Annotated in this window: 8 protein-coding genes; 4 read left to right on the top strand and 4 right to left on the bottom strand. The window is 74.2% G+C overall.

Annotated elements, in window-relative coordinates; genetic code table 11:
- Positions 1–40 precede the first annotated feature (40 nt).
- A complete protein-coding gene (locus IE219_RS15285; RefSeq protein WP_189977494.1) occupies positions 41–1,741 on the top strand; it encodes a DUF885 domain-containing protein in 1,701 nt (566 codons plus the stop codon).
- Between the two features lie 69 nt (positions 1,742–1,810).
- Entirely contained in the window at positions 1,811–2,257 is a 447-nt protein-coding gene (locus IE219_RS15280) for an Lrp/AsnC family transcriptional regulator (protein WP_189977492.1), read from the top strand.
- Between the two features lie 66 nt (positions 2,258–2,323).
- Here the strand turns inward: IE219_RS15280 and IE219_RS15275 are convergent, their stop codons facing one another.
- From IE219_RS15275 to IE219_RS15260, 4 genes are all read right to left on the bottom strand, one after another.
- Complete coding sequence (locus IE219_RS15275) at positions 2,324–5,368, bottom strand: AAA family ATPase (protein WP_189977490.1); 3,045 nt, start codon at positions 5,366–5,368, stop codon at positions 2,324–2,326.
- A complete protein-coding gene (locus tag IE219_RS15270; RefSeq protein ID WP_189977488.1) occupies positions 5,365–6,540 on the bottom strand; it encodes an exonuclease SbcCD subunit D in 1,176 nt (391 codons plus the stop codon). The genes IE219_RS15275 and IE219_RS15270 overlap by 4 nt, the downstream gene beginning before the upstream one ends.
- Before the next feature lie 261 nt (positions 6,541–6,801).
- Positions 6,802–7,428 (bottom strand): YigZ family protein, encoded by a 627-nt coding sequence (locus tag IE219_RS15265; RefSeq protein ID WP_189977486.1) that lies wholly within the window; start codon positions 7,426–7,428, stop codon positions 6,802–6,804.
- Positions 7,429–7,437: 9 nt separating this feature from the next.
- Positions 7,438–8,832, bottom strand: a complete 1,395-nt coding sequence (locus tag IE219_RS15260) for a PucR family transcriptional regulator (protein ID WP_229849775.1) — start codon at positions 8,830–8,832, stop codon at positions 7,438–7,440.
- 206 nt (positions 8,833–9,038) lie between these two features.
- On the opposite strand from IE219_RS15260, the gene IE219_RS15255 reads away from it, so the two are divergent.
- The gene (locus IE219_RS15255; protein WP_189977484.1) at positions 9,039–10,529 is read left to right on the top strand and encodes a long-chain-fatty-acid--CoA ligase; all 1,491 of its coding nucleotides are present in this window, start codon (positions 9,039–9,041) and stop codon (positions 10,527–10,529) included.
- A 63-nt stretch (positions 10,530–10,592) separates the two neighbouring features.
- Complete coding sequence (locus tag IE219_RS15250; protein ID WP_189977482.1) at positions 10,593–12,161, top strand: carboxylesterase/lipase family protein; 1,569 nt, start codon at positions 10,593–10,595, stop codon at positions 12,159–12,161.
- The last annotated feature ends 113 nt before the right edge of the window (positions 12,162–12,274 follow it).

Below are 12,274 nucleotides of genomic sequence, written 5' to 3'. Positions count from 1 at the left end.
CAGGTGACGGAAGGCCGACGAAGGCATCAGGATGAGACACATGCCAGAGAGTTCCCGCAGCAACCTGCCCCGTCAGGTCGCCGACGCCTATGTCGACGACCTCATCGCCCTCGATCCGATCACCGGCACGCACCTGGGTGTCCGCGAGAGCGCCGGCCGTCTTCCCGACTTCTCCCCCGAGGGTCAGGAGGCCGTGGCCGGTCTCGCCCGCCGGACCCTCGCCCTCCTCGACGAGGCCGAACGGGTGCCGGGCGCGGACAGCGACGCCGAGCGGCGCTGTGCCCGTCTGCTCCGGGAGCGGCTCACGGCCGAGCTGGCCGTGCACGACGCCGACGAGGGCCTGTGCGCGGTCAGCAACATGCGCTCCCCGGTGCACAGCATCCGCATCGTCTTCACCGTCATGCCCACCGAGACCGAGGACGACTGGGCGGCGATCGCCCAGCGCCTGCGGGCCGTCCCCGCCGCGCTGGAGGGGTACCGCGCCTCGCTCGCGCTCGGTCTCGAACGCAAGCTCCTCGGCGGGCCGCGCGCCACCGCCACCTTCGTCGGCCAGCTCGCCGACTGGGCGGGCGGCGAGGACGGTCCCGGCTGGTTCGGGCAGTACGCCGCCGGCCGCCCCGACGCGCTGTCGGAGGGGTTGCGGACGGAACTCGCCGAGGCCGGCGAGGAGGCGAACGCCTCGGTGGCCGCGCTGCGGGACTGGATGCGCGACGTCTACTCCCCCGCCGTCGCGGACGCCCCCGACACCGTGGGCCGCGAGCGCTACCAGCGCTGGACGCGGTTCTTCAACGGCACCGACCTGGACCTCGACCAGGCGTACGCGTACGGCTGGTCGGAATACCACCGGCTGATCGCCGAGATGCGGACCGAGGCCGACCGGATCCTGCCGGGATCCGACCCGTGGCAGGCGCTCGCCCACCTGGACGTGCACGGTACGCACATCGAGGGCGTCGACGAGGTCCGGGCCTGGCTCCAGGAACTGATGGACGAGGCGATCGAGAAACTCGACGGCACCCACTTCGAGCTCGCCGAGCGGGTCCGCCGGGTGGAGTCGCACATCGCTCCGGCGGGCGGCGCCGCGGCCCCGTACTACACGGGTCCCTCCGAGGACTTCTCGCGCCCCGGCCGCACCTGGCTGCCGGTGGACGGGCAGACCCGGTTCCCGGTCTACGACCTGGTGTCGACCTGGTACCACGAGGGCGTGCCCGGCCATCACCTCCAGATCGCGCAGTGGGTGCACGTCGCCGACAGCCTGTCGCGCTACCAGGCCACGATCGGCATGGTCAGCGCCAATGCCGAGGGCTGGGCGCTGTACGCGGAGCGGCTCATGGACGAGCTGGGCTTCCTGCCGGACGCGGAGCGCCGGCTGGGGTACCTCGACGCGCAGATGATGCGCGCCTGCCGGGTGATCGTCGACATCGGCATGCACGTGGGGCTGGAGATCCCGGCGGATTCGCCGTTCCACCCGGGCGAGCGGTGGACGCCGGAGCTGGCGCAGGAGTTCTTCCAGCGGCACAGCAGCCGGCCGCCGGCCTTCGTGGAGAGCGAGCTGACCCGCTACCTGTCGATGCCGGGGCAGGCCATCGGCTACAAGCTGGGCGAGCGGGCGTGGCTGCTCGGGCGCGAGCGGGCCCGCGAGGCGCACGGGGACGCGTTCGACGCGAAGAAGTGGCACATGGCGGCCCTCAGCCAGGGTCCGCTGGGCCTGGACGACCTCGTGGACGAGATCTCCCGCCTCTGACCGTGTGCCGTACCCGGTTTCCCCGGTGGATTCCTTGATCCGCCGGGGAAACCCCTGTTGGCTCTCCCCATGAACGACTACGTCCCCGATGCCACCGACTGGCGGATCCTCGACGCGCTCCAGGCCCAGGGCCGCGCGAGTTACGCCGAGCTGGCCCGCGCCGTCTCCATGTCTCCGTCGGCCGTGACCGAACGGGTGCGGCGCCTGGAGGAGGCCGGGGTGATCACCGGCTACACGGCGGTGGTGGACCACGAGCGGCTGGGCCTGCCGATCCTGGCCTTCGTGCGGTTGCGGTACCCGACGGGCAACTACAAGCCGTTCCACGATCTGATCGCGGCCACGCCCGAGGTGCTGGAGGCGCACCACGTGACGGGGGACGACTGCTTCGTCCTGAAGGTCGCCGCCCGTTCGATGCGGCACCTGGAGGAGATCTCCGGGAAGGTCGGGACGCTGGGCTCGGTGACGACGAGCGTCGTCTACTCCTCACCGCTCCCCCGCCGCGCCGTCGGCCGCTGACCGGAGCGGGCCGCGTCATGTCACATCATGTGAACGCGGCCTCTTCCGTCAACACGTCGACGGCCGTCACCCTCCGAGGGCGTCGGCGCCTGTGCGGAGGCATACGGCCGAACCGTGCCGGGACTTGGTGACCTCCAGCTGGGCGGGGATCCGGCGGCGCAGGTCGGCGACGTGGCTGACGATGCCGACGCTGCGGTCGCGTTCGCGCAGCGAGTCGAGGACGTCGAGGACCTCGTCGAGGGTCTGGTCGTCGAGGCTGCCGAAGCCCTCGTCGATGAAGAGGGTGTCGAGCCGGACGCCGCCCGCCTCGTCGGTGACGACGTCGGCGAGCCCGAGGGCGAGGGCCAGCGAGGCGAAGAAGGTCTCGCCGCCCGAGAGGGTGGCGGTGTCGCGTTCGTTGCCGGTCCAGGCGTCGACGACGTGGAGTCCGAGACCGCTGCGGCGGGTGCCGGCGCGCGCGTCGGAGTGGACGAGGGTGTAGCGGCCGGAGGACATGCGCTGGAGGCGGGCGGAGGCGGCGGCCGCGACCTGTTCGAGGCGGGCGGCGAGGACGTACGACTCCAGGCGCATCCGGCGTTCGTTCTCGGTGGAGGTACCGGCGGTGAGGCCCGCGAGCCGGGCGACCCGGTCGTGTTCGGTGCGCAGCGGGCCCAGGCGCCGTACCTCGGTCTCGGCCTGGCGGGCGAGTCCGGCGAGCCCGGTGGTGCGTTCGCGGGCGGCGGCGAGCGCGGCGCCCGCGGTGCGCAGGGCGCGTTCGGCTGCGGCGTGGGCGGCCTCGGCGGCGGGGAGGTCGGCGGGCGGGAGCGCTGCGGCCTCCGCGACACCGGGTTCGGCGAGCCGGTCGGCGACGGCCGCCGCCTCGGCCTGCCAGGCGTCGAGGCGGTGCTGCCGTTCGCGGCGCGCGTACGGGTCGAGGAGGGCGGCGGAGGCTTCGGCGGGGGTGGTGAATCCGGCCTGGTAGGCGACGTCGGCGAGTTGGGCATCTGCCCTCTTGAGCCGGTCGGCGGCGATTTCTTCGTCGCGTACGGCCCCGGCGGCGCCGGTCAGGAGGGCGATGCGCCGTTCGAGGCGGTCGGCGTGCTCCGCCACGGTGGCGAACGTGCCGCGTCCCCGGGCGGCCTCCTCCGCGAGTTCGGCCTGCCGGGTGTCGAGGGCCTCGCGCTGTGAGATGCGGGCGGCGACGCGTCGTTCGGCCTCCCGGCGGGCGGTCGCCCGTTCCTCGGCCTCGCGTTCGGCGCGGGCGAGTGTTTCGCGGGCCTCGTGGGTGCGGGCCGCCAGGGCGTGTGCCTCGGCGTGCCGGCGGGTGAGTTCCCCGGCCTCGGCGGCGAGTTCGGCGACGGCGGGCTGATTGTGCGTCTGCCCAGGAGCGGCCAGGGAGTGGACTTCTTCGCGAGCCGCGGCGAGGGCTTCGCGGATGCCCGCGAGCGCGCGTTCGGCGGCGCGGCTGGTCTCGTCGGCGCGCGTGTAGGAGGCGTAAGCGGCCTCCTCGGTGGCCCGGTCGACGTGGTCGGCGCCGGTCGGGGTCGGGGCGGGGTGGGTGGTGGAGCCGCAGACCTGGCAGGGGCCGCCGTCGGTGAGAGTGGCGGCCAGCTCGGCCGCGATGCCGCGCAGGCGGCGGGACTTGAGGTCGAGCCAGGTCTCGTGCGCGGTGTTGCGCTCCTCGCGGGCGGCGGTGTGGTGCTGCTCGGCGCGGGCGAGGTCCTGGGTGAGGGCGTCGCGGCGGCGGGCGGCGGCGAGGCGGAGGCGGAGGGGTTCGAGCCGGCCCGCGAGCTGTTCGGCGCGGGCGGCGGCGTCGCGCGCGGTCTCGACACGCTGCTGGAGCGCGGCGCGCCGGGGTTCCCAGTCGGCGAGCCAGGCGGCGGCCTCCTGGAGGGCCTCCTCGTCGGCGCGGGCCTCGCGGTCGAGAGCGGTCCGCTCCTCGGCGAGGGCGGCGGCGCGGTGTTCGGCCCGGCGGGCGGCGCCGAGCGCGCCGAGTTCCTCGCGCAGCCGGTGCTCGAAGGCGGAGAGCTGTTCGGCGGGGGCCTCGGCGAGGTCGGGGGGCAGGAGGGAGCGGGCGGCGCGGCGGGCGGCGAGGGCTGCGGCGTGTTCGCGTTCGGTCTCCCGGCGCAGGGTGAGGGCGGGGGCGACGCGGTCGGCCCGGAGGGCCAGGTCGAGGGCGTGCCGGGCGGCGTCCCGTTCGGGTGCGCGGGCGTCGAGCAGGGCGCGCCGGTGCAGGGCCTCGGCGTGGCGGGCCTGGCGGGCGGCGAGGTCCCGGGCGTGTCCTGCGGCGGTGCGGGCGGCGGCCTCGGCGTGTTCGGCGGTGGCGAGGCGTACGGCGGCGATGTCGGCGGCCTCGCGGGCCTCGGTGCGGGCGATCGCGCCCCAGCCGAGGACGGTGTCGGCGAGGCCGGGTTCGCCGGGCTTCCCGTCAACGGGCGTGCGGGCGACGGGAAGCCCTCCGGCGGCCTGGGCCATGCGGTGGGCGAGACCGAGGAGCCGGGTGTCGCCCTCCTCGACGCGGTGGGCGGCGACGCGGCGCAGGTCGGCGAGCCGTTCCTCGACGGCGGCGAACCTCCGCGTGTCGAAGAGGCGCCCGAGCAGCTTGCCGCGGGCCTCGGCGTCGGCCCTGAGGAAGCGGGCGAAGTCTCCCTGCGGCAGCAGGACGACCTGGCAGAACTGCTCGCGGCTCATCCCGAGGAGCTGGGTGATCTCCTCGCCGATCTCCTGGTGGGACGTGCTGAGGCCGGTCCACGCGCGCGTGGCGGGGTCGTACGCGCGCAGCGTGCTCCGGGCCTTCTCCATGGTGAAGCCGCCGCCGCGCTTCTTGGGGCGGGGCTGCGCGGGTATGCGGACGATCTCCAGGCGGCGCCCGGCGACGGTGAGGTCGAGCAGGACCGAGGTGAGGGTGCCGGTGGGGGCGTGGTCGCTGCGGAGGGTGGTGCCGGGGGCCTGGCGGGCGCCGGGCACGCTCCCGTACAGGGCGAAGCAGACGGCGTCGAGGACGGAGGTCTTGCCCGCGCCGGTGGGGCCGTGGAGGAGGAAGAGTCCGGCGGTGGACAGGGTGTCGAAGTCGATGGTCTGGGTGGTCCCGAAGGGGCCGAAGGCGGTGATCTCCAGCCGGTGCAGCCTCATCGGCCCCCCTCTCGCTCGGTGGTGGCGGCCTCGACGCGGATGTCGTCGAAGGCGCCGTACAGCACGGACCGCTCGGCGGGGTCGAGGGTGCCGCCGGGCCGGACGTGGCTCACGAAGTCCTCCGCGATCTGCCGGTCGCTGCGGCCCCGGAGCCGCTGGGCGTAGGAGGCGAGGGAGCCGGTGTCGGCGCGCTCGGGCTCGAAGACGAGGCTGAGGGTGTGCGGGAAGCGCTCGGCGAGCCGGGCCATGGGTTCGCGGGGGCGTACGGCGTCGGTGAGGGTGGCCTCGATCCAGGAGTCCTCGTGCCGTTCGTGCGCCGGGTCGTCGAGCAGGTCGTCGAGGCGGCCGCGGAGGCGCGCGAGGGGGCGGGGCACGGGGCAGTCGACCCGTTCGGCGGCGGTGATCCCGCCGTCGGCGCCGAGGTCGATCAGCCACGTGGTCTTGCGGTGGTCGACCTCGGAGAAGGAGTAGGCGAGCGGCGAACCGGAGTAGCGCACGCGCGGGGTGAGCGTCTGGGCGCCGTGGAGGTGGCCGAGGGCCACGTAGTCGACGCCGTCGAAGACTCCGGCGGGTACGGCGGCGACGCCGCCGACGGTGATGTCCCGTTCGCTGTCGCTGGAGGCACCACCGGCGACGAAGGCGTGCGCGAGGACGACGGAGCGGGTACCGGCGGGCCGGGTGGCGAGGTCGGCGCGGACGCGGTCCATGGCGGCGGTGAGCACGGCCTCGTGACCGGACTTCGCGGCGCCGAGCCGCTCCCGTACGAGCGCGGGTTCCAGGTACGGCAGGCCGTAGAGGGCGACCTCGCCGTGGTCGTCGGCGAGGAGGACGGGGGTGCCGACGCCGTCCGGGTCGGTACGGAGATGGATGCCGGCGCGGCCGAGGAGTCCGGCGCCGACGCCGAGGCGGCGGGCGGAGTCGTGGTTGCCGGAGATCATGACGGTGGGGACGCCGGCCTCGGCGAGGCGGTGCAGCGCGCGGTCGAACAGTTCGACGGCGGGGAGGGACGGGACGGCCCGGTCATAGACGTCGCCGGCGACAAGGACGGCGTCGACGTCGCGGTAGCGGACGGTGGCGACGAGGTGGTCGAGGAAGGCGGCCTGGGCGTCGAGCAGGCCGACGCGGTGGAAGGACCGGCCCAGGTGCCAGTCCGAGGTGTGCAGGAACCTCACGTCGTCGTCCCACCCCGCATGCGCGTGCCGCTCCTCGCCCCTGGTCCGGTGGCCCGACGACCGGTGGTCGTCGGTCGTTCCGGGTGGCGGGCCCGGGTGTACGCCGGTCCCGTCCGCTGTGCCCACCACGCTAACCCGGGCGGAGTGGTGGGCGGGGCCGCATGAAGGGGAGCGGGCCGCAGGGAGGGCGTGGCGGCAGGGGCGGTGGCGGTGGCGGTGGCGGCGATCATGGCGGGAAAAGCGTGAAGGGTGACGGCGGGGTCAGGCGTCGCCGTACGCCTCGCCGCCGAGTTCCAGTACGGCCGTGCCTGCCGTGGTGTCGGCGAGCCAGGCCCGGAAGGCGGGGACGTCGGCGTCGGGGAGGCCGATCTCGATGGTGACGGCCTCGGTGTACTGGACTTCGCGCACCGCGCGGCCGGTGGCCCGGAGGTCGTTCTCCAGCTTTCCGGCGCGCTGGTGGTCGACGGTGACGGTGGCGAGGCGGTAGCGCCGGCGGGTGACGGTGCCGAGCGCGTCGAGGGCCTCGCCGACGACGCCGCCGTACGCGCGGATGAGGCCGCCCGCGCCGAGTTTCACGCCCCCGTAGTAGCGGGTGACGACGGCGGCGACGTACCGCATCTCGCGGCGCAGCAGCATCTGGAGCATGGGGACTCCGGCGGTGCCGCCGGGTTCGCCGTCGTCGCTGGCCTTCTGGACGGAGGCATCGGCGCCGAGCACGTACGCGTAGCAGTTGTGGGTGGCCGTCGGGTGCTCCCGGCGGATCCGCGCCACGAACTCCTGCGCCTCGCGTTCATCGGCGACCGGTGCGAGTGCACAGAGGAAGCGCGAACGGTTGATCTCGGTCTCGTGGACGCCCTCGTGGGCCAGCGTGCGGTACTGCTCCTGCATTCGGCCAGCCTACGTGGCGTACGCGTCGGGTTCCGCGTCGCCCGGGCCGGGCGGCTCCACCAGGGTGGGCCGGGAACCGGGGGCGTCGGGAAGACCGGCGTACGGAAGGGCTCGCAGGGCAAGTGCCCAACCGAGGCGTGCTTCGCCCGATTCGCTGGAGCGTCCGGTGAGCTCGGCGACGCGGCCGATGCGGTTGAGCACGGTGTTGCGGTGGCAGTAGAGCGACTCGGCGGCGCGGGAGGCGGAGCAGCCGTGGTCGAGCCAGGCACGGAGGGTGGTGAGGAGCGCGTTGCGCTCTCCGCCGGTGACGAGAACGGGGCCGAGGTGGACGGTGACGATCCGCTCGGCGATATCGGGGTGCCCGCTGAGGAGGATCTCGGTGAGCCGGTCGTCGAAGACGGCTGCCTCGCCGCTGTGCGCGGGGAGGGCGCGGAGGGTCTGCTCGGCGAGCCGGAGGGCGCGGCCGGCGTGGGAGAGGCGTTCGAATTCGGGTGAGACACCGGCGGTGGCTCCGGTGCGGTCGCGCAGTGCGGCGAGGAGCCGTCGGAGGGCCGGGTCGGGGCGGGCGCCGGGCGGCGGGGAGGCCCGTCCCGCAGGAATGTCGCGGCGGGGGAGGCGGACGATGCCCGCGTACCGGCCGGACCGCGGATGCCAGAACGACCACAGCCCCTGCGCCTCCAGGACAGGGGCGGGGTGGGGCGGGGCCGCGGGGTCCTGGGTGGCGACCACGACGACGTACCGGTCCTGGGCTGGCACGCCGAGGGCGGCGGCCGCGGCGGCGGCCACGGCGGGGTCGTCGGCGCGGCCGTCGAGGAGGGCTTCGAAAAGGGCGGCGCGGCGGGTGTCCTGGCGGTTCTGGAGTTCCAACTGGGCGACACGGTAGGCGTCGGCCATGACGACGGAGTAGCGGTCGATGGTCTCCCAGACGGCACCGGCGACGTCGAGTTCCAGGTCGCGGCTGTCGTCCTCGCGGCCGGCGCGGGTGCGCAGGTGCTCGGCCATGACCTGCCACAGGACCCGTCCGCCGCGCCGGTACGCCCGCAGGACGGTGTCGAGCGGGACGCCCTGCTCGGCGCGGCGGCGGCCGGTCTCGCGGGCCGCGAGTTCGAAGCCGCCGTCGCTCGGCGCGAGCCCGCCGAAGTCCTCCAGGGCGCGCAGCAGGTTGTCGCGGCAGATCGTCCAGAGGTCCTCGCGGGTGACCGGGTCGCCGGAGGCGTACGTGCCGGAGTGGGCGCGGATGTCGGCGACGGCGCGGTCGGTGAGGTGGTCGATGTCGGCGAGCAGCGCTTCGGCGAGGGAGCGGCGCAGCGCACCGTAACCGGCGTCGGGTTCCGGGTGCCGGGGCATGCCGGTCGGGAGGGGTGGGACGGACGGTTCGGGGGCGCCGGACGGGCTGGGCGTCATGGGTGGCACCGTAGCGTCGTGGTTTGGCGAATGCCACGCTCCGTTGACGGCGGAGGGGCTGATGCCCAGCCCGGGGCGGGGCATGGTGGGCGCTTGCACATGGTGTTCCAGGGGGTCCGCGACGGATTCTGTGCAGTGTCACAGTTTTCCGTGGCTCGTCACGGAATGTTGACACTGCCGTCAACTCCACGTCTCTGGAGCGTGCCATGTCACTGAGCGTCGCCGGTGTGCTGGGCGAGTCCGCCCGCCACTTCCCCGATCGGATCGCGGTCGTCGAGGGCGCGAGCCGGTTCACCTATCGCGAGCTGTGGGACGCGGCGCTGCGCTGCGCCGCCGGGCTGCGCGAGGCGGGGGTGAAGCCGGGCGATCGGGTGGCTGTGCTGCTGCCCAACACCGTCGAGTTCCTCCAGGTCTACTACGGGGCGCTGGCGGCCGGTGCCACGGTGGTTCCGGTGCACGCGCTGCTGGTCGTCGATGAGGTGCGTTTTGTGCTGGAGCACAGTGGCGCGGTCGCGATCGTGAGCGGCGGGCCGCTGTGGGCGGTCGCCGACGAGGCGGCGCGGGCGGCGGGTGTGCGGGCTTTCCAGGGTGCTCCGTCGGCGGCGCGCCCGCTGGACGCGCCGGAGCCGGCCGAGCCGTCCGACACGGCGGTCGTCCTCTACACGAGCGGTACCACCGGCCGTCCCAAGGGAGCGCGGCTGACCCATCTGAACATCGTCATGAACGCGACCGTGACCTCGCAGGACCTGCTCGGGCTCGGGGCCGGTGACGTCGTTCTCGGTTGTCTGCCGCTGTTCCACAGCTATGGGCAGACGTGCGCGATGAACGGAACGCTGCGCCAGGGCGCCACGCTCGTCCTGATGCCCCGGTTCAGCGGGCCGGCGGCGCTGGACGTGCTCGCCGACGAGGGCGTGACCGTGTTCATGGGCGTGCCGACGATGTACCACGCGCTGGTCGAGGCCGCGGCGGCGTCGAGTCGGCGACCGGCGGCGCTGCGGGCGTCGGTCTCGGGCGGCGCGGCGCTGCCGGTGGCCGTCCTGGAGCGCTTCGAGGAGACGTTCCGGACGCAGGTCCTGGAGGGGTACGGCCTGACGGAGACGTCACCGGTCGCTACCTTCAACCAGCCGCACCTGGGACGCCGCCCCGGCACGGTCGGGCATCCGGTGTGGGGTGTCGAGGTCGGGGTGGCCGACGCGGCGGTCGACGGCGAGGTGCGTCTGCTGCCGGACGGTGAGGTCGGCGAGGTGGTGGTGCGCGGGCACAACGTGTTCGCCGGGTACCTCGACGACCCGGAGGCGACGGCCGCGGCGGTCGTGGACGGCTGGTTCCGCACCGGCGACCTGGGAGTGCGGGACGAGGACGGTTTCCTGCGGATCGTGGACCGGAAGAAGGACCTGGTGATCCGCGGCGGCTTCAACATCTATCCGCGCGAGGTCGAGGAGGTCCTCGTCCGTCACCCGTCGGTCTCGGAGGTCGCGGTGATCGGCGTCCCGGACGACGCGAAGGGTGAAGAGGTGTGCGCGGTGGTGGTGCGGCGTGACGGCGCCGACTCCGTCACGGAACTCGAACTGATCGGCTGGGCGCGGGAGCGGCTCGGCCGCCACAAGTACCCGCGGATCGTCCGCTTCGTCGACGCGCTGCCGCTCGGGCCGACCGGCAAGGTCCTCAAGCGCGCCCTGGTCGAGCCCGGTTCCTGAGCTGTCCTTCTCCCGCTTGTCCCTGCTCTGGATACCGACATGGAAGGACGTGGTGACGCAGTCATGACGGCGTGGGACCTGGAGCCGGAGCGTGGACGGGACGGAGGGGCCGAGAGCGGGGTGCCCGAGGCCGTCCTCGTTTCCGGGAGGGTGAGTGGGGCGTTCGCGGTTGACGGTGTGGCCCGGTTCCTGGGCGTTCCGTACGCGCGGGCGCCGTTCGGGTCGCGGCGGTTCCGCGCGCCGGAGCCGGTGGAGCCGTGGGAGGGGGTGCGGCGGGCGGCGGAGTTCGGGGCGACGGCGCCGAAGCGTCCGTACGCGCCACCGCTCGACGCGCTCCTGCCGGACCCGGTGGTGGAGGGTGACGACTGCCTCAACGTCAACGTCTGGGCTCCGTGGGGACCCGCCGGTCCCGACATCGGAGCGGGCGGGGACGGAAGCAGGGGCGGTCGGCCGGTGATGGTGTGGATCCACGGAGGTTCGCTGGTCCATGGTTCGAACGCGGTGCCCGTGTACGACGGGACCGCGTTCGCGCGCGACGGAGTGGTACTGGTCTCCGTCAATTACCGGCTCGGGGTGGAGGGGTTCGGGGTGTTCCCCGACGCGCCCGCGAATCTGGGGCTGCGCGACCAGATCGCCGCGCTCGTATGGGTGCGCGAGAACATCGCGGTCTTCGGCGGCGATCCGGAGCGGGTGACGGTGTTCGGCGAGTCGGCCGGCGCCATCTCGATCGCGGCGCTGCTCGCCTCGCCGCTCGCGCGGGGGCTGTTCCGGCGGGCGGTGGTGCAGAGCGGCGCGCCGATGGCGCTGTCGCGGGAGCGGGCGCGGCGGACCACGGAGGCGGTGGCGAAGCGGCTGGGGGTCGCGGCGACGGCGGAGGCGTTCGCGGCGGTGGACCGGGAGCGGTTGCTGACGGCGCAGACGGAGGTGACGGCGAAGGGCTCCCCGTTGACGGGCGGTCACTCCTTCCAGCTGATGGTGGACGGTGACGTGCTGCCGCGCAATCCGGCGGAGGCACTCGGGGCCCATGGGGGCGTGCCGGCGGAGGGGCGGGGCGTCGACGGGGCCGGGGTGGACCTGCTGATGGGGACGACGTCGGAGGAGTACCGGCTCTGGTTCGTGCCGAGCGGGCTCGTCGAGCGGTTGTCGCCGTTCCTGCTGCGGCTCGCGCTGTGGAAGACGCGGGTGCCGTCCCGTACCGCGCGGGTGTACCGGGCGAACCGGCTGGGGGCGCGCCCCGGCGAACTCCTCGGGGCGCTCGCCACCGACAAGCTGTTGCGGGTGCCGCTGAACCGGATGGCCGACGCGCGGCTGCGGTCGGGGGCGGCGGGCCGTACGTACCTGTACGAGTTCGGTTGGCCGTCGCCGGTGCTCGGGCTGGGCGCCTGCCACGCGCTGGAGCTCGGTTTCGTCTTCGACACCCTGCACACGCCGGAGGCGCGGGCGATGACGGGTCCGGACGCGCCGCGCGAGCTGGCGGCGGCGATGCACGCGGCGTGGGTCGCGTTCGCGGCGGAGGGTGATCCGGGGTGGCGGGCGTGGGACGGGGAACGGCCGGTGATGGCCTTCGGTCCCGGTGCCCCGGTGCTGGTGCCGGCTCCTCGGGACGACGAGCGGCGTGCCTGGGACGGCTGATCCGGCCGCCGCGGTCTCGCGCGTTCCGGACACGTGGAGCGCGGCAGGGCATCTGCACAAGATGCCCTTGCGGGAAGGATCTCGCGGCGCCGGAGGTTCGTAACGGAGGAAGC

It is taken from the genome of Streptomyces termitum (assembly GCF_014650175.1).
Classification (GTDB): domain Bacteria; phylum Actinomycetota; class Actinomycetes; order Streptomycetales; family Streptomycetaceae; genus Streptomyces; species Streptomyces termitum.
This window is presented reverse-complemented; position numbering and strand designations above follow the sequence as displayed.